Source organism: Microbulbifer mixtoriginis (SeqCode), from assembly GCF_052467705.1.
The window spans coordinates 334,275-358,024 of sequence record NZ_CP174322.1; the positions used below are offsets into that span (position 1 = coordinate 334,275).

A 23,750-nucleotide genomic window follows, 5' to 3' on the forward strand; every position below is an offset into this window, starting at 1 on the left:
CCAGGTCACGCACTACGGAGGTTCGCTGTGCAACAAACGCGATTGGAAGCCATCAACTCACTATTTTTGGATTACAGGCGTCACTTTGAGACCGGGGATGCGGAACAGATAGCGGACTATTATCGTTTTCCTCTGCATTATTACCGTGAAGATGGCAACAAACTGGCGGTAGATCGCGGCGCCTTCGTGCAGCAGGTTGAGAAGCTGCTCAACGCTTATAAGCGCCTGGAGGTATGCCAGATACTCGGCACTGTCACTGAAATCATCGAATTGAATGATTACAGCAGCTTGGCCAGTGTACGCTGGACCCTGTTACATCACAGAGAAGAGGACGATAAAACCCTCGAACTCTACAGTTCACACACACGTTACCTGCTCACAGATACCGAGCAGGGCCTTAAAGTCGACGCTTTAGTACTCGTCGATGAAAGTGCCAAGATCCGCGAGGCGGCCAGGGCGCGCAAGAGGGCCCAGTCGTGAGTGACCGCTATGCAGTGGTAGGCAATCCCGTCGACCACTCCCTGTCTCCACAAATTCACGCCGCCTTTGCCACCCAGACCGGCGAGGACCTGGTATACGAAAAGCTACTTGCCCCTCTCGATCGTTTTACTGAGTCGGTACAAACCTTTTTTGCCGAGGGTGGGCGTGGCCTCAATGTGACAGTGCCATTTAAGCTTGAAGCTTGCGAGTTGGCTGATGAGCTTACCGAGCGCGCGGCCGCTGCCGGTGCGGTGAACACCCTGGTATACGGCGAGAGTGGAAATCTGCTGGGCGACAATACCGATGGCGCCGGCTTGGTTTCAGATATCCGCAACAATCTGGGTTGGACTATTCAGGATAAGCGGGTGTTACTTCTGGGGGCCGGTGGCGCCGCCCGCGGAGCCCTGCTGCCGCTGCTGGCTGAGCATCCCTCACAGCTACATATCGCTAACCGCACCGCCGCTAAAGCCTGTCAGCTGGCAGATGAGTTTTCCCACTATGGGGCTATGACTGCAGGCGGACTGGATCAGCTGTGTGGAGGTTTTGATCTGGTTATCAATGCTAGTTCGGCAAGCCTGGGTAACCAGTTGCCCCCCCTGTCTGAACACCTTTTTACAGGCACTGGTCGGGCTTATGACATGGTCTACGGTGCAAAGCCGACGCCTTTTGTACACTGGGCCCATGAACTGGGGGTTGAAGCAGCCGATGGTCTCGGCATGCTGGTGGGACAGGCCGCGGAAGCTTTCTATTTATGGCGCGGGGTGAAGCCCCGTGTTGAGCCGGTGTTGGCGCAGTTGCGGCGAACACTAACAGTCTGATTAATTCGGCTGAAGTTATAACAACAAAAATTAAGAGGATGCTGGCTGTGCGCGAGTGGTTGCGTAATCTCTCTATGTGCTTTGCGGTGGGTTGTTTCGGCGGCCTTTGTTATGCCCTGGGTCTGTGGGCTATGGGCAGCTACGGGTTTACCCGCTGGTTGGGGGTAGACTTGGCACCGCACCTCAGTAACGCTTATCTATACCAGCGTATCGTTTGGGGCGGGCTCTGCGGTCTGTTGTTCTTGCTCCCCTGGCGCAATGCTTGGCTATTGCGCGGTGCTTTATTGTCACTGCTACCTGCCGCTTTCTTGCTGTTCTACCTCCTGCCCCAGCGTGGCTATGACTATGGCGCTTTTGTGCTGGGAACTATGACTCCGCTAGTGATCGTTCTCGCCTGTGCTATTGGCGGTATTGCCGCATCCGCGCTGCTGCGACTACAAGGTAAGTAAAGTAACTGAGGCCAGTTAGGCACCGCCGCAAGTGACTGCGGCGGCTGCTCCGATCAGGCCTCAAACTCAATTTCGATAAGGCTACAGCTCTGGGTGTGGCCCATAGCTCTCTTGATGGTGGGATATACAGAGGCGGTGGCGACGCTGACGCCCAGCTCGATTCGCTGTTTTTTATCCAGCTGCTCAGAGATACGCTGGTCCAACAACGGATCAATGTTTTTGTAACTGGCCAGCGCGGTGGCAAAGTCAAAAATATCCTTGAGAGGCTCCGGTAAATTACTGCCGCCCTGAATGCAGGCCTTTACCAGTTGCGGAGCGACATTGGCTTCCAACGCCATGCGCACATTCAATTGCAGGCAGGCACCGCAGTCCGCCACCTGCATGGCGGCCAGTTTGCTCACCCAAAAAACCTCCAGCGGTAAGAATTCCCGGTGCATCGACAGGGGCTGGAACTGTACAAATTTTTCAAAGCCCTCTGGAGACGAGCGTAAAAACTCTTTTAGATACTCCATGTCGTAACGATATTTCTTGGAGAAGGCATCCATTTCTTGCAGCTGCTGCTGTTCTGTCATCTCTATGGCTCCTATTGCCGGTGATAGAAAGTCGGACCTCCTCGGCCCTGCAGCCAAGTTTTATCGGTATTGCTGTTAGATAAAAATTAATAACTATCGGATTTCTCGATAGGTGGGCTGTAATAATTACCGTATAGACGCCGAGCTTCCCGGGCGAACCAAAGGCCGGCTTTGCCTTGAGCTGTTTTTGCCGACCACAACAGGTCGACATCCAGGCTCCAGGCGCTCAGTGCGCTGGTGAGTTTCAGCTCCACCAGTTTTCCACTCTTCAGGAAAGGGCGAGCCAGCTCATAAGGCGCGTTGACCCAGCCTATGCCTTTGCAGGCCAGATCCAGGGCCTGTAGCAGGGAATCGCAGACCCAGACCTGCGACGAGAGCTGCCAGCGTTGTTGGCCCTCCTCCATGGCTGCGATTATTTGCCGGTGGCGCGCGGCCTCACGCAGAGAGCTAGGCTGCTGATGCGCCAGTGGATGGTCCGGTGTGGCCAGGCAGAGAATTTGTTGGCGTCCGAGTGTGTTGAACTCTAGTGCGCCCGGGTAGCTGCCGCCGCTTGTCACAAACGCAAAATCGGCTTCGCCTTTGGCGATACTTTGCACTGCCTGATGATGACTGGAACTGCGCAGTTGCAGCTGGGTGTGGGCAAAACGCTGGCTGAAGCTTGCCAGAACATCGTTGAGGCGATCGGGCATCACCAACTCCTCAAACAGGATACGCAGCACGGGTTCCTCGCCGCGCTGGTAGGAGTCCGCGGCCTGCTGAAAACGCTGCAGCTGCCCCAGCGCTTGGCGGGCAAGCGGCAACAGGGCCATGGCCGCAGCTGTGGGGTGTGGGAATTTTCCGCTACGGTCGAAAAGGGCGAGTCCCAGGTCCAGCTCAAGATTCTGAATACAGGCACTTACCGAGGATTGAGCACGCCCCTGTTCGCGGGCAACAGCGGAGAAAGAGTCCAGCTCGCAGGCGCGTACAAAAGTATGCAATTGATCAGTATTCAGATTGAGCATGAGTGTCGAATCGTCCGGCGATGAGTTATTCAATATCCTGGCGGAGATATTGATCCTTCAGATTCACATAATTTTGCGCAGAGTAGCTAAAAAACGCCTTTTCCTTGTCGGATAACGGGCGGGCTTTGCGGCAGGGGGAACCCACATAGAGATAACCGCTCTCCAAGGTTTTGCCTGGTGGTACCAACGCGCCGGCTGCTAAAACGACCTCGTCTTCTATAACCGCACCATCGAGTACTATGGCGCCGATACCGATCAAAATCCGGTTGCCGATGCTACAGCCATGCAGGCAGGCCTTGTGGCCAATTGTGACGTCTTCGCCGATTGTCAGCGGCCACCCCTCGGGATTAAACGGCCCAGCATGGGTGATATGTAATACTGCACCGTCTTGGACACTGGTGCGGGCACCTATCTGAATCCGATGCATATCCCCGCGTACCACCGCCATTGGCCATACGGAGCAATCATCACCCAGAGTGACATCGCCAATCACAGCTGACTGTGGGTCAACAAAAACACGATGGCCAAGTTGCGGGGATTTCTCGCTCGCAGAGTCGTTGTGGCTGCGCAGTGGGGACATAAAGAAGCTCCTGTACAATGAATCCTCTATCATAGCTGTATCCTATTTCGAGCACAGGGTCCCGTATGTCCAATCCACTGTTGAATATCCCTCTTCTGCCACCGTTCACCCAGCTGCAGCCCGAGCAGGTTGAGCCTGCCATTGCAAAACTCATCGGAGACTGCCAAGGGCAGTTACAAAGAGGCTTAGAGAACCCTGGCTGGGAGAGCACCTTGCAGTCACTTGAACAGGTTCAGGATCAACTCAACCGGGCCTTCTCTCCGATCAGTCATCTCAACAGTGTACTGAGTGGTGAATGGAGAGCGCCCTATGAAGCGGCGCTTGCCCAGGTAACTGCCTATTGGACTGAGCAAGGGCAAAACCGCGAATTGTACGAGGTGTATCAACAGCTGGCGGCATCGCCGGAATTTGTGAGCTGGCCGCAGCCGCGAAAGAAATCTGTAGAGTTGGGTTTACGGGATTTCGAATTGAGTGGGGTCGGCCTGGAGGGTGAAGCTCGGGAGCGCTTTGCAGCCAATAGCAAGCGCCTGGCTGAACTTTCCAGCCAGTTCGCCAACAATGTTTTGGATGCTACCAATGCCTGGACCTGGCATACGGAAGATGAGGCAGATTTAACTGGCTTGCCGGAAACCGCTATAGCGGCGGCGAAAAGTGCGGCAAACACAAAAGGCAAAAGTGGTTGGTTGATCACCCTAGAGGGTCCGAGCTATTTGGCGGTAATGACTCATGCGGAGAACCGAGAGTTGCGCCGGTTGGTGCATACCGCATTTGTGAGCCGTGCCTCTGAGGTTGGGCCCAACGCTGGAGAGTTCGACAACTCAGGAGTGATGGAATCTATCTTGGCACTACGCGCAGAGCAGGCCCAGCTATTGGGCATGGCTAATTACGCCGAGTTGTCTCTGGCCAGTAAAATGGCGCCAGATTGCGAAGGCGTACTGGAGTTTCTCAATGACCTGGCAAAGAGAGCCAAGCCCGCAGCCGAGCGGGAAATGGCTGAATTACGCTTATTTGCCAGCGAAGGGTATAAATTAGAAGAGCTTCAACCTTGGGATATCGCTTGGGTTGCGGAAAAACTCAAGCAGCAGCGTTATGCCATTAGCCAGGAAGAGCTGCGCCCTTACTTCCCTTATGCCAAGGTTCTGGAAGGTTTATTCGCCGTAGTGGAAAAGCTCTTTGGAGTTGCTGTTCAGGAAGACACTTCTGTGGAAACCTGGCATAAAGATGTACAGTTTTTCTGGCTCTATCGCAATGGTGAACGTATTGCGGGTTTTTATCTGGATGCCTTCGCGCGAGAGAAAAAGCGTGGGGGTGCCTGGATGGATACTGTTGCCACACGTCGCCAAGGTGAAGAGGGCTTGCAGCTGCCCATCGCTTATTTGGTGTGTAACTTTAGCCCCGCAGCGGGAGATATGCCCTCTCTGCTAACACATTACGAAGTCACTACCTTGTTTCACGAGTTTGGCCATGGCCTGCATCACATGCTAACGCAAATTACTATAGCCGCGGTTTCGGGTATCAATGGTGTGGCCTGGGATGCGGTAGAAATGCCTAGCCAGTTCCTGGAAAATTGGTGTTGGCAACCTGAGGCGATCGCCATGATCTCTTCTCATTACCAAACTGGAGAGCCCTTGCCTGCAGAATTACTAGAAAAAATGCTTGCGGCAAAGAATTTCCAGTCCGCTATGTTCACTGTGCGACAACTGGAGTTTGCAATTTTTGATTTTCGACTTCACGCCAGTGAAGAAGTGATGGATACGCAGAAAATTCAGCAGCTAATGTCAGAGGTACGCACCGAGGTGGCTGTAGTTCCCGTGGCTAAGGAAAATCGCTTCCAGCATGGTTTTAGCCATATTTTTGCCGGTGGCTACGCTGCAGGATATTACAGCTATAAGTGGGCAGAGGTGCTCTCAGCAGACGCCTTTTCACTATTTGAAGAAAAGGGTATTTTTGACAGTGCTACTGGCGAGAGTTTTTTGCATTCTATCCTCGAACAGGGTGGCAGCCGGGATGCTTTAGACCTGTTTGTAGAATTCCGAGGTAGAAAACCCGATGTTGATGCACTATTGCGTCACTCAGGTATTGAGCAGCTTGAATTAAATATCAGCCCGGCCTGAAAAGGCCGTTAAGTCATGCATGTTGAGCAGTAACTATGGTCGATCAGGAAAATTCCGGTGGGCATTCCAAAAAATCCAAAAAACGATTTATTGCTGGCGCTGTTTGCCCACGCTGTAGCGAGATGGATCGTATAGTCAATTACCAGGAGGATGGAAAAAATTTTCGTGAGTGTGTTTCCTGTGGATTTAAAGATGAAATACGCCTGCAGTCCGCGCCTTCTGAGCTATTAACCCGGGTTAGTACTGGGCAGAGAAAAGAGGCGAGTGAAGAACCGGTAAAATTTATTCAACCTACCAAAAAAAATAAGTAGTGAAAAAGGCAATTGTAGTTATAGCCGTGCTTGCCATTGCAATTATTGCTGGCTTGTACGGCCTAAATCATTATCGAAAAATTCAGAAACAGCAACTGGAGCAGACCTCACATCTATTGGCCAGTTGCGTCAACCAAGGACTTCTCAGCCTATTTCGTTTACAGGCAAATGATTGGCACAAGAATCCAGGCTTTGTTCTGCAACAGCAGCGATCACTTAATGAGAGTGTCGAAGGGCTACCGGAGAAGATTTTAGAGGGAAAATCCTTTAAGAAATGGGAGTATGCTGTCGATATCTGTAATAAATTAACAAGAAATAGCAATTTACAACATATTACTATTTTCAGACCGCTTGCCGATCTCGCTTCATTTGAAATGTCAGATGCTGCTACGTTTAAAAGTAGAAAGTCACTGAGAAAACGTAAGAAAACTATTGGTGCACTGAGAGAGTCAGCACAGGCAGCGGATAGATACCTGAAAGATTTACGCAGTGATATAAGTACTCAGATGAAAGTTTATAGATTTTCTGATGAAGAAAAAGAATTTATTCAAAAACAAATAAACACAGAAGTTCTGGACTATTATCAGAAAGGGAATTTTTCACTTAATAATGCCAATGTATATCTTGAAAGATTATCAAACTTTTATAAGTTGATGGCCGAAAATCCGAAAGCTTACACTGTGCGTAGTGGCAGTCTTTATTTTTATGATCGCTCTCTAAGAAGCAAAATTGATATTTTGAATCGAGCAATTTTACAAGGAGAAAGTGAGTTCTTTTCCAACTACACTCAGATTTTGGCCAGTAAGCAGATAAGAGCTTTGGGATTTTAAAAAATCGTGAGCGGGTATTAATACATTATTGTTCCCGCTCAATATTTGTCATCCTGAGATTATTATTTTTATTTCCTGAAACCTTGAGTTTCATAGATCAACAAAATTCCTGAAAAAAATTTTTAGACATTGATTTTCTAATGGTTTTAAGTCTAATCAATTGTTGTACATCATCTCCGATATAAATTCAGTATCATACTACTCTATTCTGTATTCAGCAGAATAATTCAACCTATTACAAGCCAGAAACCCTCTAAAACTTAATTTATAAAAGTAATAAATTATTTCTTAATCCATGTGTCGGTTACAGTGTAGTATCGAAAGTAAGCAAGAAGGCCTAAAGATCGTGCGCCAATCCACAAAAAAAGACTAAACCATATGCCATGGTTTCCCCAATCTCGAGTTAACCACCAGCTTGGGAAAAAAATTAGAATAGTAGCTATAAACATAGTATTGCGCATTTGTCGGCTTCTTCCGGCGCCAATAAAAACACCATCAAGTTGGTAACTCCATACGGCTAATAGCGGCAGAGCGCAAAGCCACCAATAAACGTTATTTACTTGCTGGATCACACTAGAGAGATCTGTAAACAACTTTATTATTATTGGCTGAAAAAATATCAACAATAGAGTAATAAAGAGTGCACTTCCTAAAGCCCAAGTGCCTGCTGCATTTACCATTTCCTGAAATAGTTTTTTTGATTTTTTTCCTATTGATTCACCTACTAATGCCTCAGTTGCATGGGCAAAGCCATCCAGCGCGTAAGAAGTCATCATTAATAGTTGTAATAATATTGCATTGGCTGCAAGGGTGGAGTCTCCTTGGGCGGCCCCTTGAGCAGTAAAGAATGTAAATGTTAATAACAGCAGGCAGGTTCGAATAAATAAATCTGTATTGATTTGCAGTAACTCAAGCCAAGGCTTCCACTCTATCCATGGCTGAAATTGAGGGGTTTGAAGACACTTTTTTAATGCTTTCCAAATTTTAGGATTAACACGCTTAAGTAAAAACAATCCCATCAATAAGGCGAAAGTATCAGCACAAACTGTGGCTATCGCAGCGCCTTTTGCCCCTAAACCAAGACCGAGAATAAAAAGAAAATCCAAAAGAATATTGAGTATATTTGCTGCTAGCAAAATATATAGTGGAGCCCGGCTATCCTGTCGGCCTATAAAGAAACCCAGTATGGCAAAGTTAACTAGTGCAAGAGGAGCACTTATCAGACGAATCTGTAAATAAGCCACTGCATGCGGGCTGGCTGCACTACTGGCATTCATCCAACCAACAATATTGTCTAGCAAAGGATAGGTAATAATCTGAAGTAGTATCCCTAATGCCATTGCCAATAGTATTGCTCTTAGCAACCATTCAACACCACCATCCTGACTGCGTGCAACGACACCAGTGGTGCCCATGCGAAGAAAACCGAAGGCCCAAAGCAGCATTGTCATAACACTTGCGCCAATGGCTACTCCAGAGAGGTAAACGGCCGAAGAAAGGTGACCGAGAATTGCGGTATCTACTGCCCCAAGTAAAGGAACTGAAATATTACTAAGAATCATAGGCCAGGCAAGATTCCAAACCCGACTCATGCTTCTTGAATCAATTGTTAGGTACTTCATAGGGGCTACTTATGATTAATAACTGTAAGAAAAAAACGTATCAGTTTGGAGTTTTGTCTGATGTATTTTAAGAGGGATTAGTATCGTTTTGGCGCATAAATCATCTGTTACTAAGCTGTCGATTATACCTTATTGTTCAATTTGATGATTGTTGAAGGCAGGATTGGACAGAAGGGAGCAATAAAGGAGAGCAATTTTATACAAGCAATAAAGTGGTACTGAAGTGGAGAGTCTGTGTGAATGCACAACGCAAATAATCTTTTTAATACAAATTAATCGTCCCGGGACAACAGAACTTGAGCTTATTGCAAAATAGGAGTTATATCATCAAATAATGATTAAATTTATTTGAAATTTCCTATGCAGGAAGCTGGTTTGAGCATAATTTATCGCTATAAGGCCTGATTGACTTTTCATTGACAATATGTTCCTGTTGTACCTGCAGTAGTTGCGACAAATAAAGAAACACAGGTTGTTGGTTGTACCTTCCGGGCGACGACATCTGAAGTAAAAATTTTTTTACTAAAATAACAAGTTGCACTGACGGCAGTAATGCGGGGATGTCACCTCGTCCAGTGTATGTAGTCTTGTGTTACTACAGTATGTCCAAAATTATTGAGTGGATTTAACCCTGTAACAGTACATAGACAGGGCTATTTCAGCTATCCGTGAAGGCCGGCGGCCAAAAATAAAATTCGGGTTTTCGAAGGAAACCCGCAACCACGGAGATCTGTAGGCGATGTTGAGAGGCTTTGATCGGCTGTTCGCCTTGCTGGCCGCTTCGCTATCTGTCCAATCCGTACTGGCGGAAGAGCAGGCTGTTGAGCGCTGGGGGGTCAATATGCCCAAAGGGGTGACAGAAGTTGCCCAAACGACCTATGAATTACACATGCTGATTTTCTGGATTTGTGTAGCCATTGGTGCTCTTGTGTTTGGTGTCATGTTTTACAGTATGTGGCGTCATCGTAAGAGTAAGGGATACAAGGCTGCACAGTTTCATGAAAGTACAGCTGTGGAGCTGGTGTGGACAATAATTCCCACTGTCATTCTGATTCTCATGGCTATTCCTGCGACCAAAACCCTCTATGAGATCTATGATACCGATAAAGCGGATCTAGATATCATGATTACGGGGTATCAGTGGAAGTGGAAATACGACTACATTGGTTCGGATGTTACTTTTTTCTCAAATCTCTCAACTCCACGCAGCCAAATTAATAACGAACAGCCAAAAAGCCCAAACTATCTATTGGAAGTTGATGAACCCTTAGTTGTTCCTATTAAGAAAAAAATTCGATTCTTAATTACTGCCAATGATGTGATTCATGCTTGGTGGGTACCTGACTTAGCTGTAAAAAAAGATGCTATTCCAGGTTTCATTAATGAATCCTGGACACGTATTGAAGAGCCTGGAATTTATCGCGGGCAATGTGCAGAACTCTGTGGCAAAGATCATGGATTTATGCCGATTGTTGTAAAAGCTGTTCCCCAAGAAGAGTACAACGCTTGGCTGGATGGGCGAGTAGCCTCTGCAGTAAAAATGCGCGAGCTTACGGGAAAAACTTTTACTTTTGATGAGCTCTTTGCACAAGGGGAAAAAGTCTACAACAGCATGTGTGCAGCCTGTCATCAGCCAAATGGAAAAGGGGTTCCCGGCGTATTTCCAGCGATTGCCGGATCAAAAATTGCGACAGGTCCCCTGAATACCCATCTCGACATAGTCATTGATGGATCACAGGTAAACCCCGCCATGCAAGCATTTGGAGAACAGTTATCTGAGGTGGATATAGCCGCAGTGATAACCTATCAACGCAATGCTTTTGGTAATGAAATGGGCGATACGGTTCAGCCCGTTGATATCCTTAATTTTAAGAATAAGCAGTAAGCGCTAGGGGATTTTAACATGGCACACGGACCTCAAACTGGCTTGAAACGCTGGCTATACACCACAAACCACAAAGATATTGGTACTTTGTATCTTTGGTTCAGTTTTGCAATGTTTTTCCTGGGTGGCTGTATGGCACTCATTATACGTGCTGAGCTTTTCGAGCCTGGACTACAAATCGTACAGCCAGAATTTTTTAATCAAATGACGACCATGCATGGATTAATCATGGTCTTTGGGGCGGTAATGCCGGCATTTGTCGGGCTAGCAAATTGGATGGTACCGATGATGATCGGCGCTCCGGATATGGCATTACCACGGATGAATAATTGGAGCTTTTGGATTTTACCTTTTGGTTTTGCAATGTTGGCATCGACCCTCTTTATGGAGGGGGGAGCACCTAATTTTGGTTGGACATTCTATGCCCCCTTGTCGACAGAATATGCACCACCGAGCGTCACGTTTTTTATATTTTCCATTCATATTCTGGGTGCATCTTCCATTATGGGAGCCATTAATATCATAGCGACCATTCTGAATATGCGTGCTCCAGGCATGACTTTAATGAAAATGCCACTTTTCGTCTGGACCTGGTTGATCACTGCTTATCTTCTAATCGCAGTGATGCCAGTACTAGCTGGTGTAGTGACGATGATGCTGATGGATATCCACTTTGGTACCAGTTTCTTCAGTGCTGCAGGTGGTGGTGACCCAGTTCTATTCCAGCATGTTTTCTGGTTCTTTGGGCACCCAGAGGTATACATCATGATCTTGCCTGCGTTCGGTATTATTTCGGCAATCATTCCCACTTTTACGCGTAAACCACTATTTGGATATAGTTCCATGGTTTATGCCACAGCTGCAATTGCATTCCTCAGCATGATTGTGTGGGCTCACCATATGTTTACAGTGGGTATGCCTATAGCTGGCGAGCTGTTCTTTATGTATGCCACTATGCTGATTTCAGTACCCACGGGTGTGAAAATTTTTAATTGGGTTTCTACCATGTTTAGAGGCTCCATGACATTTGAAACCCCCATGTTGTTCGCTATAGCTTTTATTATTCTGTTTGCCATTGGCGGATTCTCAGGATTGATGTTGGCCATTGCTCCAGCGGATTTCCAGTATCATGATACCTACTTTGTAGTTGCCCATTTCCATTACGTACTGGTTCCTGGGGCTATCTTTTCCATTACGGCAGGGGTTTATTACTGGTTGCCCAAGTGGACAGGGAATATGTACAACGAAACTATGGGGAAAGTGCATTTCTGGTTAGCTTTCATCGGATTGAATTTAACCTTTTTCCCGATGCATTTTGTCGGTCTGGCGGGTATGCCCAGAAGAATTCCAGACTACGCACTACAATTCGCTGACTTTAATCAGATGGCCAGTATGGGGGCATTTCTTTTCGGTGCGGCTCAGGTGGTATTCCTCTTTAATGTGGTACGTACAGTCATGGGTGGTAAAAAAGCCACTGATAAAGTATGGGATAACCCGGAGGGGTTGGAATGGACGGTGCCATCACCGGCTCCCTATCACACCTTTAGTACCCCTCCGGTTATTCGTTAATTTCTGGTTCTTGTGCCGATGAAATTTAGCGAAAATACGAAAGTTTCTGCGAAATTGCTGGCGCTTGCCGCCAGCATGCTGGTGTTCGCCATATTCGTGATGCCACCACTTTATGATGCTTTTTGCGAGATTACTGGTTTGAATGGTAAAACTGGCGGGCGTTACGAAGCGGTCCCTGCTGCTATCGATACCAGCAGGTCTATCACCGTTCAGTTTATTGCGAGTAATAACGACAATATGCCTTGGAAGTTTTCTCCCAGTGTAATGTCGGTGGAAGTCCATCCAGGTGAGGTTATGGATACCGTTTTTATCGCTTTTAATCCTACTGGAAGGGATATGATCGGTCAGGCCATTCCCAGCTTGGTTCCTTTTAAAGCCGCGGAATACTTTCATAAAACTGAATGTTTTTGCTTCAATCAGCAAATTTTAAAAGCGGGTGAACAGGCAGAGTTACCATTGCGATTTATCGTTGATCCCGAGATTCCTAACAGTGTAAATACCATAACCCTTTCCTACACGCTGTTCGATGTTACGGAAAGAATTTCTAAAAATATCGAAAAAAATAACGAGCCCGAGCGAGAGGGATAAAATTCATGGCTAGTGAAAGCAGTTATTATGTTCCAGAACAATCCAAGCTGCCGATATTTGCCACTATAGGTTTGTTTTTAATTGCCTTTGGTGCTGCGAATTGGATCAATGGTGGTAGCTCCTATATTTTCTTTACCGGTGCGCTGGCTTTGGCAGCAGTCTTATGGTTCTGGTTTGCAGCGGTAATCAGAGAAAATATGGCTGGTCTGAACAGTGAACAGTTAAAGAGATCTTATGTCTGGGGAATGGGATGGTTTATTTTCTCTGAGGTTATGTTTTTTGCTGCATTTTTTGGGGCCCTATACTACATAAGAAACTTCTCTGTTCCTTGGCTAGCTGGAGAAGGCGATAATGGAATATCCAACATGTTGTGGGAGGGGTTTGAGAATACTTGGCCTCTCTATGTGACTCCGGATGCAGCAGCTCATGGCGATACAGCACAATTTATAGGACCTAAAGATGTTATTGATCCATGGCATTTACCTCTTTGGAATACAATAATTCTTTTATCTTCCAGCGTTACCGTACATTTCGCTCATGTGTTTCTTAAAAAAGGTGAGCGTGGGAAATTTAATCTGTGGTTGGGAGGAACTGTTCTACTAGGTTTCATATTTTTATATCTTCAGGCGCAAGAATACTATGAAGCCTATCAACATCTTGGACTCACTTTAGAGTCAGGCATTTATGGCACAACTTTTTTCATGTTGACGGGTTTCCATGGAGCTCATGTAACTCTGGGAACGATAATGCTGCTCATAATGTTGTTACGTTCTGTAATCGCACATCATTTCAAACCTAATGATCATTTTGGCTTTGAAGCAGCAAGCTGGTACTGGCATTTTGTAGATGTTGTCTGGGTTGGCTTATTTATTTTTGTATATGTGCTAGGTGCATAATTTATAAGTACATAGGATTCGCCTCAGGTTGAATTAACTTGAGGCGATATAAACTAATATTTATCTGTCCAGGGGGCAGTATTAGCCAAAATGCCGCTTTCGAAGCCATACCAGATGGCTAATAAAAGAAGTGCGGCAAGAGAAATCCGTATACCTAAAGCATAAAGAGTACGTTTAGACTGGGGAGCACCCATATCTCGCAGTAGAAAAAATAAAGCACTGGATAGGCTCACCAGTATCGCGAGAAAAAGAACGACTATAACGATTTTGAGCCACATATAATTATTTTCCATTATTTTATGTAGTAGCACATGACAGTAGAGATACCATCAGTTTCTTCAGATAATACCAGTGTATCATTGATTCGTAACTGGTCGATCACCCTGTTTTCTTTTGGGTTTATTCCAGTTTTTGTGTTGTTGGGATTTTGGCAGCTCGGTAGAGCTGATGATAAGAGAATCATAGATTTAGAAATCAATTCAAGATTGTCATCCCAACCAGAAAATCTACATTTAGTTACGAATTTAAAAAGATTCCTGCCTGTAAAATTAGATGGAAATTATTCTGATGAATATTTCTTATTGGATAATCGAACTCGCACTGGAAAGGTAGGGTATGAGGTTCTTCAAGTCTTTATATCTGGTGAACAGAGATGGCTAATAAATCGAGGCTGGATTCCATTTTCAGCTAGCCGGGATGTAATGCCTGAAGTTAATTACCCTAAAAATAAGATAAAAATCAATGGGTTTTTATACCCGGTTGAAAACTTAAAATCTATAGAGGCTAAAGAAAAAATAATAAATCGTAGAATACAGATTGTTAATAAAGAAATTGTTCAGAATATGACGCTCAGTAATAACAACTGGATCGTTAGGTTAAGTGCTGACTCAGAATCAGCACTCATAACGGATTGGCAATTAGTAAATAGCAGCGTGGATCGACATATCGCTTATGCGATTCAATGGTTTGCTATGGCTACAGCTTTATTTTTTCTTTGGTTTTTTACTGCTACCAATTTTATAAAAGTAAATAAAATAAATAATTAGGGGTATGATAATGGAAGGAAGAGAAGGGTCCTCCACTCTGCAAGAAAATGGAGAAATAAAAACAAATTCTTCTTCAAAAAAAATACAGATATTTTCTATTGCAGCATCGGTATTTCTACCGATTGTTGCAGCTTATATAGTGTTTTATACGGGAGTGGGAATACCTGATAGAACAACTAATCAAGGTGAGTTACTTCAACCACCGATTAATTTTAATGATTTAAAAATATCTTCACTTGAAGAGGAGACACAGTTAATTGGGGGGGAACACCAAAAGTGGAGATATCTCATTATAAGTCCTTCAGACTGTGGTGAGGACTGTGAAAAACTATTATATACCAGTCGCCAAGTGCATATCCGATTGGGTGAGAAAGCCAGCCGAGTTGAGAGGCTTCTTGCAACTCATCATTCCATGACTGAAGAAAAAAAAGAAAAACTACAGTTAGAACATCCTCGTCTAAAGATTTTCAGATTGAATGACAATAGCGTAAATACGCTACATGAACTGACCGACCATAAAAAAATTGATGATGTTAAAGCAATATTAATAGATCAGGAAGGATTCGCAATGATGATCTATGACAACCAACATAGTGGTAATCAACTATTGAAAGATATCAAACGCCTGTTGAAGTACTCCTATGAAAAATAATGGAGAGTGACATGGAATCGTCAGAAAAAAAGAAAATAAAGCAACCTATAAAAGAGCAATTTGGTTGGCGTTTGAAGTTAACATTGGCTGGATGTGTCTTAGCCATAATTGTTGTTACTTTAGGAGCATTTACTAGGCTTGTTGATGCTGGGTTGGGCTGCCCCGATTGGCCTGGTTGTTACGGCCATCTTACTTGGCCAGATAAAAATCATGAAATTCAAGCGGCTAACTATGCATTTCCAGATACGCCTGTAGATACTAGCAAAACTTGGCCTGAAATGGTGCATAGATACTTTGCAGGCATCCTGCTTTTATTAGTCGCTTCGCTTGTTTACATATCCTGGCGTAAACCTAAACAACGTACTTTTAAACAGATACATTTTTTGATGGCCCTGATTACTTTGCAAGCGGCCTTCGGTATGTGGACTGTCACCTTGAAGTTATGGCCTCAGATTGTCACTGCGCACTTACTAGGCGGAATGGCAACATTATCTATGCTGTGGTTACTCGTGGAAAGAATGAGATATGACAAATTATCAGATCAATTTAAAAATTACCGTAAACTTCATAATTTATTACCACTTGTCGTTTTGACTGCTATAGCAGTAGTTGTTCAGATAGCCTTGGGAGGCTGGACGAGTTCAAATTATGCTGCACTTGCCTGTCCAGACTTCCCCACGTGTCATGGAGAGTGGCTTCCTAAAGCTGATTTTAAGGAAGGGTTTAATATCCTCCAACAAATTGGGCCAAATTATTTAGGTGGTGCTTTGGAAAGTGATGCACGTACGGCTATTCACTTTATTCATCGTATCGGCGCTTTAATCGTGACCGGACTAGTCCTTAGCCTTTCATTTTTTTCCTGGAAAGCTGGTGAGTATCGTTGGGCCCTTATATTGATTGCTTTGATAGGGATGCAGGTAAGTTTGGGTGTCGCAAATGTAATTATGTTTTTACCACTATCAATTGCTGTTGCTCATAATGCCGGTGCCGCATTTCTATTATTAGGTATTTTAACTTTCTGTTATCGTATTTACTCAGCTGGCTCTATTGAAGTACAAGAAAATAATTCTAAAAAAAATAGAATTATAAAAGATTCAGAATTGGCTGCCGAGTTGTAATGATCTATGTCTTATCAAGGAAGAATTAGAGAAGAAGAATATTATGGCTATACAAACTGCTAAATTGAGCTTCACTAACTGGCGTGATTATTATGAACTGACTAAACCCAGAGTAGTCATGCTGATGATTCTTACATCTCTGATTGGTATGTTGTTAGCTGTTCCAGGAATGGTTCCGTTAGAAATTTTAATATTGGGTAATTTAGGTATTGCCCTTTGTGCTGGTAGTGCTGCAGCGATTAATCATCTGGTTGATCGTTACATTGATACAAAAATGGCGCGTACTAGCAATCGCCCAGTCGCAAGAGGAAGAGTTGAGCCACGCAAGGCCATACTATTTTCTCTGTTGCTGGGTATTCTTGGTATGGCAGTGTTAATGGTATTTGTGAATGTCTTAACCGCTTGGTTAACACTGATATCTCTGATTGGTTACGCTGTTATTTACACTATGTTTTTAAAGCATGCCACACCTCAGAATATTGTTATTGGTGGACTCGCTGGTGCAGCACCGCCACTACTCGGCTGGACAGCGGTAACTAATGAAATTCATCCACATGCCCTGTTACTGGTACTGATCATATTTGCTTGGACACCTCCGCACTTTTGGGCATTAGCAGTACATAGGAAAGAGGATTACGCCAGAGCAAAAGTTCCTATGCTTCCAGTTACTCACGGTGTGCCATACACAAATCTGCATATTTTACTTTATACATTTATTTTATTTGCAGTTAGCTTACTTCCTTTTGCGACTGCAATGTTAGGTTGGTTATATCTTCTTGGGGCGGTGGTGCTAGGTCTTGGGTTTATATATTGGAGTTTGGTAATGCTACGGGGTCGAGACCCCAATGCGGGAATTGAAACCTTTAAGTATTCTATTATTTATCTGATGGCTTTATTTTGCATTATGTTGTTGGACCACTATTTAATATCGGTGTAAAAAATGACTAATATTCATAAGATGGCTGAGCCTAAATTCATGCAACGCCAAAAGCGTGGTGTTCGTATAACGATTACCGTTTTACTGATGTTTATTGTGGCAGTTTTGGTTGGCTTTGTTCATAAGTTAAGTCAACCAAGGATATTAAGTGATTCTGAGCTTCGCATAAATGGTGCCGTGAAATTACAGCGAGCAAGAATTTTAGATAATTTTCATTTAATCGCTGATACAGGCAGTGCATTTGAAACAAAAAATATGAAAGGCCAATGGACTTTCATATTCTTTGGATTTACCCATTGTCCCGATGTTTGCCCTACAACTCTGTCGAGTCTCAATAGTTTCTATAAAATCCTTGATGAAGATATTCGTGCAGATACCGATGTTATTTTAGTTTCGGTTGATCCTGCCAGAGATAAACCACTAATTTTACATGATTATGTTCGATATTTTAATAATGATTTTCGCGGTGTTACTGGTAATTTCATAGAAATAAAGCGTTTTGCTAGTCAACTTAATGTTCCTTTTAATAAAGTTATTCTAGAAAATAATGATTATACGATGGATCATGGTTCTCAAGTTGTATTAATAAATCCCCTTGGACATTACCATGCTTTCTTTAGAGCTCCACTGGATCCGGCAAAAATGAAATTAACCTACCGTTCAATTCGTGCCACTTTTAATGGTTAATTTACATATTGGTGTATTCTCATAAATTATTCTTTGACCTGTGTATGCTTATATGTAAGGAAGTAAAGTGCAGTTGAAAAGCCTTGACAAGGTTCACACAACGGATGTTTCTAAAGTTCCTTGGAGTGCACCACTTATATTATCCTTATGTATTATTCCTTTTGGCTGGGCTGGCTTTCTTGCACCTCTTACCTGGATCGCTTTAACTTCACTTGAAATATGCCGAGGATGGAGTCGTGCGGCTTTATATTTTGTTTGTATTGCCCTTATGCTGTTGGCCGGCTTTAATATCATTCCTGGTAGTGAGCGAATTCAAATTTTAACTCCCTACTCAGATAGTGCAGGGAATTTGATATATGCAAGTTTCAATAGTGGTAAAGCATTAGTTGCTATTGGCTTGCTCGCTTTTATGCTTCGTCAAAAACAAACCGTACGACCTATCGATTTATTTTTTTTAATAATTACTATTGCTATTCCCATCGCTATTGGGTTGGTTTTGTATGGTCCTTCGGTAAAAATATCTAATACAATATTAATAGCAGCAGTTATCAATCTTTTAGTCGTATGTATTAGTGAAGAAGGCTTTTTTCGCTGGGTGTTACAAAGAGGATTAGAAGAATCCCTTGCTGAGTGGCGATGGCTTTCTGTTCCAATAGTCACAGTTATTTTTACCATGCTTCATGTTGGGTGGTCTGCAGATACTTTAGCAATTATTCTACTTGGTTTAGCCTCTTTTTGTTATGCAATTCTCTGGTATTTACGTAGAAATTTTTGGCTTTGTGTGATGGCTCACTGGGCGGTCAATGTATTTCATATGTTATTACTCCCTTATCCTCTTCCGGCTTAAAACTGAAAAGTGATAATAATCTAACCAAGATATACGTTGAAGCGTACTGATAATATTCACGTTTTTATCGCAGATCTTATTCACGTTTACAATTTGATTGGGAGATTCTTATGAAAAAATGCTTGGCTTTTATTTTGATATTCTTGTCGGCTTGTGATGAGTGGAATGTTGAAAATCACCATTCACTTGCGAAAAAACTTGTACTGGAAAATATGTTAGTGGATGGTCATATAGATGTTCCATATAGGTTGTCGAAAGAAAATGTTGATGTTGGTTCCAGCGTAGAAGGTGGAGACTTTGATTATCATAGGGCCATCAAAGGTGGTTTAAACGCTCCTTTTATGTCGATCTACATTCCTGCCGAAAAGGAAATTGATGGAACTGCTAAGGATTATGCAGACCAGCTGATTACTAATGTCGAGACATTGGTAGAAATGCATCCCGAAAAATTTGCGATTCCTAAATCTTTAAAAGAATTAAAAGCTCAAGTTGAGCAGGGTAAAATTTCACTGCCTCTGGGCATGGAAAATGGTGCAGGTGTCGACGGAAGCTTAGATAATTTAAGGCATTTTTATAACCGCGGAGTTCGCTATATTACCCTAACCCACTCTAAGAGTAATCATATCTCGGATTCTTCCTATGATGAGTCAAGGCCGTGGAAAGGATTGAGTGAGTTTGGTAAGGATCTAGTGAGAGGGATGAATGCACTAGGTATTATGATTGATGTGTCCCATATTTCTGATGAGGCCTTTTGGCAGGTAATGGAAATTTCATCAGTTCCTGTAATCGCCTCACATTCCTCAGCGAGACATTTCACCCCAGGTTTTGAGCGCAATATGAGTGATGCAATGATAACTGCGCTTGCAAAGCAGGGAGGGTTGATTATGGTCAATTTTGGCTCAACATTTATTAGTGCTAAATCTAGAGATTCCTATAACTCAATTAGTCGGCTGACTGAAAAATATATTAAAGAAAATAACTTAGATATACATAGTCCGGAAGTTGAAAAATATACGGAAACGTTACATCAGGATATGTTTGTCTATGCCGATTTAAGTGATGTACTTGATCACTTTGATCATATTCGCGATTTAGTTGGTGTTGACCATATCGGAATAGGCTCAGATTTTGATGGTGTTGGTGACAGTTTACCTGTTGGGCTGAAAGACGTTTCAGAATATCCAAACCTTGTCTTTGGTTTACTTGAACGAGGTTATAGTGAAGAAGACATCAAAAAGATCCTCGGGGGTAATCTACTGAGAGTCTGGCAAAGTAATGAAGAGTATGCGACTTCACAAAGGCACTGATTTAGACATTGGCCTCAAGTTGGTGAGCTATGCTTTTAGCAATTTTATAAGTTTTACTGTCGAACCTGAACACAGGTCTTTTGAAGACATTAATTTGTATGTTTCATCGGCTGAGGAAAGCGCGGCTTTTTCTTGGTTGGTTTGGTCTTTTAATTGCTATGCCATTTTTTCTTTGGGGATTGGCAGGTGTGCTAAATATTGTTCCATCAATGATTCAATATTTTGGGGTCCAAGGGATAGGTATTCCCGCGATGATTAAAATATCAGGATTGTTATTAGCTGCGGTAGGGTTTTGGGACTATGATTAAATTTGGCGGTTAAATCAATGTTGAAGGCATCTGATTTCTTTATTTTATTAGCTGTTCTGATCTCATTTTTTTTGTCTGGGTACTTATGGTTTAACGGCTATAAGGAACAGGGTATTTTTACTGCCTTATGGGTGCCCAGTATTTTAAGTTTTGGCATCTACTTTAAAGTATCAGCCCTTCTGGCAAGAAGATAAAAGCTATGTCTGATACATTAATTTTGATAATAGGAATTGGCGTATCTATCTGTCTATTAATAGGGGTAGGGCTGACTATCTATGAATTCCATAAGGCGGGTTATGAGCCAGTTGGAGATCGATCGAAGAAGAATAAATCTATTAAATAATTTCGGAAAATCTATAAGATAAAAAGGGAAGCCGATGGCTTCCCTTTTTAACAAGTAATAAATATTTTAGAAGGTGTATGTCATTTTTCCGTAAATAAAACGACCGCGAGGGTCGTGCTGAGATTGTACATAGCCATAAAGATCGCCATCTTGATTACCAATTGCGAAAGGCGGCTCTTCGTCGAAGACATTGTCGGCGCCGAGACTTAAAACCATATTTTCAAAGCCGGTATATCGAGCCTGTATACCTAAAGTGAGGAATGAATCCACTGTGCGATAAGCATTATCACCATAATCAAGGTTTCCATAGATATTTGGGGTATCCTCAAATTCACCGATATAGCTGAGCAAGGCACTTATACCGAAGGTATCAAAGTTCCAATCAGCTGTGGCATTCCAACGGTGCTGTGGGTACTCGTATTTCCCTGCTAAATCATGGGTCATAAGTGCATCACCGTTTAAGTTGAGCTCCACACGCTCAAACTCAGTTAAATAGGAGTAGTCCAAACGTAGGTTTAACTCTCCACCGGCTAGTTCCAACCCACTGTATACAGCGCTAAGGTCGACACCAGATACGTCTTGTTCGCCAATATTGGTGTAGCTACTAAGCAGGGATTGCAGCTGTCCTAAAGATTGGCCTGCAAGTGGTTCATTGCGTCGGCAGACGGTGCTGTCTTGATCGTTACAATGAAGACTATAGATGCCGGTATATGGAATGTCATCGATCTTTCCTTCCTGGGTGATATTCCAGTAGTCCAGGGAAAGACGCAGATTCTCAATAGGCTCGTAAACGGCACCTATGTTGAAGGACTCTGATTCCTCTGCCTCTAAGTCCGGGTTTTGAGAGTAGATAATTGTGTAATCGAGCTTAGTGCAATCCTCACTAGGTATACCATTGGCTTCACAGCCATAATAGTCTGTCAAAAATTTTGATTCTTGTGAGTCACCAAGACCTATCTGCGCAAGAGATGGCGCACGAAAACCGGTACCCCAAGAGGCGCGTAAGGATAATTGCTCAGTGGCAGTCCACAATAGCTTGGCCATGGGATTAGTGGTGCTGCCAAAGTCGCTGTAATCATCGTAGCGGGCTGCCAGTGTGAGGTCGAACCTAGCGGGAAGGGGGATGGCTACTTCGACATAAGCCGAGGAAATATCACGGCTGGCGCTGGCTGATACAGACTCAGTACCAAAAATGAGGCCACGTTGGAATTGATCGTCGGGGATATCGGAGGCCTTTTCCTCACGATATTCCAAGCCAGCAGCCATAGCAATGGTGCCATTGGAGGTATCAAATAAATCGCCATTGATTGAGAAATTGTAGCTTGTCAGATCAGACTTACCTTTACGAACCAGATTGGTGGTGATGGCATCAATCACAGAGTCCGGATTTTGTACGCCGCCAAAGGGGTTGTAATTGCCGGCATTAATCTGTTCTTGCAGTAGGTCGGTGCGTACCCAGCCTTGGGATTTACTCCCGGTTTGTTCTGATTCGCTCCGTGAGCGCTGAATGGATGTCTCCCAATCCCAATCGGCGATAGAACCTCGCAAGCCGAAAACACCACGTAGGTTATCGGTTTCTATATCCCATTGACGTGCCCCAGCATCTACAGTGCGGTAAAAGGCGATATCGACATCTTCGCCAAAGGGGTTGTTGGGGTGGTCGGCCAGTACATAGAGCCCTGCATCAGCATCTAGGGGTGTTGGGGCACCCTGGGCTACAGAAGTATTATGTTGCACAGCGATCTCGCTGAAAAACTCTATCTCCTCATTTAACTGCTTATGACCAAGCATAATTAACCCGGTACGTTCCGCTTCGGGAGTAAGTAGGGTCCAGGGGCCGTAATCGTAAGCACATACATTGCCATTACGGGTTTCTTTTATGCGATCTTCTGGACAGTTAGGATCTTCTACTGTTTTAGTGGCGCCAGGAAGGATGAAACTTCCCGGAAAACCGCGAGCTGAACGAAGGTCCAGGCCTCCATTACCGGACTGGTTGGCGGTACCTAAACCGCTACGTTCGGTGCTTGCTAGGCGGCTATTTTTATGATGATCAAAAATAACAGTGAAATTGGAGTTTTCCCCATTGATGCCCCAAACAGCCGAGAAAGACTGCTCGTCATAGCCATCCGCACTGCCGTAATCCATAGAAACTTCAGTGCCTTCGAAATCTTTGCGCAGTACCAGGTTGACCACACCGGCTACCGCATCAGAGCCGTAAATTGCGGAGGCACCATCCTTCAAAACCTCCACACGTTCAACAGCGGCCAACGGAACACTGTTGATATCCACGAAGTTGGTGGTTACCCCCTCGGCAAAGGAACTGATAGCAACACGGCGGCCATTAACCAATACCAGCGTGGCATCGGCACCCATACCGCGCAAACTCACCGCAGCTGCGCCGTTGGCGGTGGAATCCTGGTTGTTGCCGCGGGTGGAGAAGGTGCCGTTACCGGCGGCGGGATTTTTCTCAAACAACTGCTGCAGATTGGTATAACCGGATCTCTCGATGCTTTCGCGGTCCATTACCTGGATCGGGGTAGCATTTTCAAATTCAGAGTTGCGGCTGATGCGGGAGCCGACAACGGTGATCTCTTCAATAGCACCTTCCTCGGCAGCGAAGAGAGCCTGTGGAGTTGTTGAAGCGGCCGCGGCCAAAATGGCAGAGGCCAACACATTGCGACGGAGAGTGAATTTTTCCATGTTTATTGCTCAACTTTTTTATTGTCATAGTCCATGACTGGCCCAAATTGGCTGGTCGTCGAGCAACACTAGCAATGGCGGAAAACTGAA

General features: G+C 44.3%; 24 protein-coding genes. 18 read left to right on the forward strand and 6 right to left on the reverse strand.

Going from position 1 to position 23,750, the window contains the following annotated elements; all coding sequences use genetic code 11:
- Positions 1 to 27: 27 nt before the first annotated feature.
- From ACJJIB_RS01555 to ACJJIB_RS01565, 3 genes are read left to right on the forward strand one after another with little or no spacing between them, the layout of a single operon-like run.
- Entirely contained in the window at positions 28 to 480 is a 453-nt protein-coding gene (locus ACJJIB_RS01555; RefSeq protein ID WP_252083992.1) for a DUF6841 family protein, read from the forward strand.
- Positions 477 to 1,298, forward strand: coding sequence for a shikimate dehydrogenase (gene aroE, locus ACJJIB_RS01560; RefSeq protein ID WP_444887636.1), 822 nt, complete (start codon positions 477 to 479; stop codon positions 1,296 to 1,298). Before ACJJIB_RS01555 ends, aroE begins: the two co-directional genes overlap by 4 nt.
- A gap of 38 nt (positions 1,299 to 1,336) precedes the next feature.
- Complete coding sequence (locus tag ACJJIB_RS01565; RefSeq protein ID WP_252083994.1) at positions 1,337 to 1,747, forward strand: hypothetical protein; 411 nt, start codon at positions 1,337 to 1,339, stop codon at positions 1,745 to 1,747.
- 53 nt (positions 1,748 to 1,800) lie between these two features.
- Here ACJJIB_RS01565 and ACJJIB_RS01570 read toward each other — a convergent pair whose 3' ends face one another.
- From ACJJIB_RS01570 to ACJJIB_RS01580, 3 genes are all read right to left on the reverse strand, one after another.
- On the reverse strand, positions 1,801 to 2,319 hold the full coding sequence (locus ACJJIB_RS01570) for a hypothetical protein (RefSeq protein WP_252083995.1): 519 nt from the start codon (positions 2,317 to 2,319) through the stop codon (positions 1,801 to 1,803).
- An 86-nt stretch (positions 2,320 to 2,405) separates the two neighbouring features.
- Entirely contained in the window at positions 2,406 to 3,320 is a 915-nt protein-coding gene (locus ACJJIB_RS01575) for a LysR family transcriptional regulator (protein ID WP_444887637.1), read from the reverse strand.
- Positions 3,321 to 3,345: 25 nt separating this feature from the next.
- A complete protein-coding gene (locus ACJJIB_RS01580) occupies positions 3,346 to 3,900 on the reverse strand; it encodes a gamma carbonic anhydrase family protein (protein ID WP_444887638.1) in 555 nt (184 codons plus the stop codon).
- A gap of 65 nt (positions 3,901 to 3,965) precedes the next feature.
- Here ACJJIB_RS01580 and ACJJIB_RS01585 point away from each other — a divergent pair, with 65 nt between their 5' ends.
- Genes ACJJIB_RS01585 through ACJJIB_RS01595 form a run of 3 tightly spaced genes read left to right on the forward strand, consistent with a single transcriptional unit; the run spans position 3,966 to position 7,155 of the window.
- The gene (locus ACJJIB_RS01585) at positions 3,966 to 6,014 is read left to right on the forward strand and encodes a M3 family metallopeptidase (RefSeq protein ID WP_444887639.1); all 2,049 of its coding nucleotides are present in this window, start codon (positions 3,966 to 3,968) and stop codon (positions 6,012 to 6,014) included.
- 35 nt (positions 6,015 to 6,049) lie between these two features.
- Positions 6,050 to 6,325 (forward strand): YheV family putative zinc ribbon protein, encoded by a 276-nt coding sequence (locus ACJJIB_RS01590; protein ID WP_444883286.1) that lies wholly within the window; start codon positions 6,050 to 6,052, stop codon positions 6,323 to 6,325.
- On the forward strand, positions 6,325 to 7,155 hold the full coding sequence (locus ACJJIB_RS01595) for a hypothetical protein (protein WP_444887640.1): 831 nt from the start codon (positions 6,325 to 6,327) through the stop codon (positions 7,153 to 7,155). Before ACJJIB_RS01590 ends, ACJJIB_RS01595 begins: the two co-directional genes overlap by 1 nt.
- 281 nt (positions 7,156 to 7,436) lie before the next feature.
- Here the strand turns inward: ACJJIB_RS01595 and ACJJIB_RS01600 are convergent, their stop codons facing one another.
- Positions 7,437 to 8,777: an MATE family efflux transporter gene (locus tag ACJJIB_RS01600; RefSeq protein ID WP_444887641.1), complete on the reverse strand. Its 1,341-nt coding sequence runs from the start codon at positions 8,775 to 8,777 to the stop codon at positions 7,437 to 7,439.
- A 739-nt stretch (positions 8,778 to 9,516) separates the two neighbouring features.
- Here ACJJIB_RS01600 and coxB point away from each other — a divergent pair.
- The 4 genes from coxB to ACJJIB_RS01620 are packed head-to-tail and all read left to right on the forward strand — an operon-like array spanning position 9,517 to position 13,715.
- Positions 9,517 to 10,662: a cytochrome c oxidase subunit II gene (coxB, locus tag ACJJIB_RS01605; RefSeq protein ID WP_252084002.1), complete on the forward strand. Its 1,146-nt coding sequence runs from the start codon at positions 9,517 to 9,519 to the stop codon at positions 10,660 to 10,662.
- A gap of 18 nt (positions 10,663 to 10,680) precedes the next feature.
- Positions 10,681 to 12,231: a cytochrome c oxidase subunit I gene (gene ctaD, locus ACJJIB_RS01610; protein ID WP_252084003.1), complete on the forward strand. Its 1,551-nt coding sequence runs from the start codon at positions 10,681 to 10,683 to the stop codon at positions 12,229 to 12,231.
- 18 nt (positions 12,232 to 12,249) lie between these two features.
- Positions 12,250 to 12,819 (forward strand): cytochrome c oxidase assembly protein, encoded by a 570-nt coding sequence (locus ACJJIB_RS01615; protein ID WP_444883291.1) that lies wholly within the window; start codon positions 12,250 to 12,252, stop codon positions 12,817 to 12,819.
- Positions 12,820 to 12,824: 5 nt separating this feature from the next.
- Positions 12,825 to 13,715: a cytochrome c oxidase subunit 3 gene (locus tag ACJJIB_RS01620; protein WP_252084005.1), complete on the forward strand. Its 891-nt coding sequence runs from the start codon at positions 12,825 to 12,827 to the stop codon at positions 13,713 to 13,715.
- Between the two features lie 53 nt (positions 13,716 to 13,768).
- Here ACJJIB_RS01620 and ACJJIB_RS01625 read toward each other — a convergent pair whose 3' ends face one another.
- A complete protein-coding gene (locus tag ACJJIB_RS01625) occupies positions 13,769 to 13,993 on the reverse strand; it encodes a DUF2909 domain-containing protein (protein WP_252086046.1) in 225 nt (74 codons plus the stop codon).
- A gap of 33 nt (positions 13,994 to 14,026) precedes the next feature.
- Here ACJJIB_RS01625 and ACJJIB_RS01630 point away from each other — a divergent pair, with 33 nt between their 5' ends.
- The 8 genes from ACJJIB_RS01630 (at position 14,027) to ACJJIB_RS01665 (ending at position 20,617) form a co-directional block, all read left to right on the forward strand.
- Positions 14,027 to 14,761, forward strand: a complete 735-nt coding sequence (locus ACJJIB_RS01630; RefSeq protein WP_444887642.1) for an SURF1 family protein — start codon at positions 14,027 to 14,029, stop codon at positions 14,759 to 14,761.
- A 10-nt stretch (positions 14,762 to 14,771) separates the two neighbouring features.
- The gene (locus ACJJIB_RS01635) at positions 14,772 to 15,413 is read left to right on the forward strand and encodes a redox-active disulfide-containing membrane protein (RefSeq protein WP_444887643.1); all 642 of its coding nucleotides are present in this window, start codon (positions 14,772 to 14,774) and stop codon (positions 15,411 to 15,413) included.
- Between the two features lie 11 nt (positions 15,414 to 15,424).
- On the forward strand, positions 15,425 to 16,531 hold the full coding sequence (locus tag ACJJIB_RS01640; protein ID WP_444887644.1) for a COX15/CtaA family protein: 1,107 nt from the start codon (positions 15,425 to 15,427) through the stop codon (positions 16,529 to 16,531).
- A 43-nt stretch (positions 16,532 to 16,574) separates the two neighbouring features.
- Entirely contained in the window at positions 16,575 to 17,468 is an 894-nt protein-coding gene (cyoE, locus tag ACJJIB_RS01645; RefSeq protein ID WP_252084009.1) for a heme o synthase, read from the forward strand.
- A 3-nt stretch (positions 17,469 to 17,471) separates the two neighbouring features.
- Positions 17,472 to 18,155, forward strand: a complete 684-nt coding sequence (locus tag ACJJIB_RS01650) for an SCO family protein (protein ID WP_444887645.1) — start codon at positions 17,472 to 17,474, stop codon at positions 18,153 to 18,155.
- A gap of 67 nt (positions 18,156 to 18,222) precedes the next feature.
- On the forward strand, positions 18,223 to 19,002 hold the full coding sequence (locus ACJJIB_RS01655; RefSeq protein ID WP_444887646.1) for a CPBP family intramembrane glutamic endopeptidase: 780 nt from the start codon (positions 18,223 to 18,225) through the stop codon (positions 19,000 to 19,002).
- Positions 19,003 to 19,112: 110 nt separating this feature from the next.
- Positions 19,113 to 20,309, forward strand: coding sequence for a dipeptidase (locus ACJJIB_RS01660; protein ID WP_444887647.1), 1,197 nt, complete (start codon positions 19,113 to 19,115; stop codon positions 20,307 to 20,309).
- 98 nt (positions 20,310 to 20,407) lie between these two features.
- Positions 20,408 to 20,617 (forward strand): hypothetical protein, encoded by a 210-nt coding sequence (locus tag ACJJIB_RS01665; protein WP_444887648.1) that lies wholly within the window; start codon positions 20,408 to 20,410, stop codon positions 20,615 to 20,617.
- A 409-nt stretch (positions 20,618 to 21,026) separates the two neighbouring features.
- Here the strand turns inward: ACJJIB_RS01665 and ACJJIB_RS01670 are convergent, their stop codons facing one another.
- Complete coding sequence (locus ACJJIB_RS01670; protein ID WP_444887649.1) at positions 21,027 to 23,660, reverse strand: TonB-dependent receptor; 2,634 nt, start codon at positions 23,658 to 23,660, stop codon at positions 21,027 to 21,029.
- Positions 23,661 to 23,750 lie beyond the last annotated feature (90 nt).

What these genes read in the sequence shown, in the direction of transcription:
- ACJJIB_RS01575 (WP_444887637.1), bottom strand. Translation starts at nt 3,320, where the DNA reads ATGCTCAATCTGAATACTGATCAATTGCATACTTTTGTACGCGCCTGC.
- ACJJIB_RS01570 (WP_252083995.1), bottom strand. Translation starts at nt 2,319, where the DNA reads ATGACAGAACAGCAGCAGCTGCAAGAAATGGATGCCTTCTCCAAGAAA.
- ACJJIB_RS01585 (WP_444887639.1), top strand. Translation starts at nt 3,966, where the DNA reads ATGTCCAATCCACTGTTGAATATCCCTCTTCTGCCACCGTTCACCCAG.
- ctaD (WP_252084003.1), top strand. Translation starts at nt 10,681, where the DNA reads ATGGCACACGGACCTCAAACTGGCTTGAAACGCTGGCTATACACCACA.
- ACJJIB_RS01600 (WP_444887641.1), bottom strand. Translation starts at nt 8,777, where the DNA reads ATGAAGTACCTAACAATTGATTCAAGAAGCATGAGTCGGGTTTGGAAT.
- cyoE (WP_252084009.1), top strand. Translation starts at nt 16,575, where the DNA reads ATGGCTATACAAACTGCTAAATTGAGCTTCACTAACTGGCGTGATTAT.
- ACJJIB_RS01590 (WP_444883286.1), top strand. Translation starts at nt 6,050, where the DNA reads ATGGTCGATCAGGAAAATTCCGGTGGGCATTCCAAAAAATCCAAAAAA.
- ACJJIB_RS01665 (WP_444887648.1), top strand. Translation starts at nt 20,408, where the DNA reads ATGTTTCATCGGCTGAGGAAAGCGCGGCTTTTTCTTGGTTGGTTTGGT.
- ACJJIB_RS01640 (WP_444887644.1), top strand. Translation starts at nt 15,425, where the DNA reads ATGGAATCGTCAGAAAAAAAGAAAATAAAGCAACCTATAAAAGAGCAA.
- ACJJIB_RS01615 (WP_444883291.1), top strand. Translation starts at nt 12,250, where the DNA reads ATGAAATTTAGCGAAAATACGAAAGTTTCTGCGAAATTGCTGGCGCTT.
- ACJJIB_RS01660 (WP_444887647.1), top strand. Translation starts at nt 19,113, where the DNA reads ATGAAAAAATGCTTGGCTTTTATTTTGATATTCTTGTCGGCTTGTGAT.
- ACJJIB_RS01580 (WP_444887638.1), bottom strand. Translation starts at nt 3,900, where the DNA reads ATGTCCCCACTGCGCAGCCACAACGACTCTGCGAGCGAGAAATCCCCG.
- ACJJIB_RS01565 (WP_252083994.1), top strand. Translation starts at nt 1,337, where the DNA reads ATGCTGGCTGTGCGCGAGTGGTTGCGTAATCTCTCTATGTGCTTTGCG.
- ACJJIB_RS01625 (WP_252086046.1), bottom strand. Translation starts at nt 13,993, where the DNA reads ATGTGGCTCAAAATCGTTATAGTCGTTCTTTTTCTCGCGATACTGGTG.
- ACJJIB_RS01635 (WP_444887643.1), top strand. Translation starts at nt 14,772, where the DNA reads ATGGAAGGAAGAGAAGGGTCCTCCACTCTGCAAGAAAATGGAGAAATA.
- coxB (WP_252084002.1), top strand. Translation starts at nt 9,517, where the DNA reads ATGTTGAGAGGCTTTGATCGGCTGTTCGCCTTGCTGGCCGCTTCGCTA.
- ACJJIB_RS01630 (WP_444887642.1), top strand. Translation starts at nt 14,027, where the DNA reads ATGACAGTAGAGATACCATCAGTTTCTTCAGATAATACCAGTGTATCA.
- ACJJIB_RS01620 (WP_252084005.1), top strand. Translation starts at nt 12,825, where the DNA reads ATGGCTAGTGAAAGCAGTTATTATGTTCCAGAACAATCCAAGCTGCCG.
- ACJJIB_RS01650 (WP_444887645.1), top strand. Translation starts at nt 17,472, where the DNA reads ATGACTAATATTCATAAGATGGCTGAGCCTAAATTCATGCAACGCCAA.
- ACJJIB_RS01670 (WP_444887649.1), bottom strand. Translation starts at nt 23,660, where the DNA reads ATGGAAAAATTCACTCTCCGTCGCAATGTGTTGGCCTCTGCCATTTTG.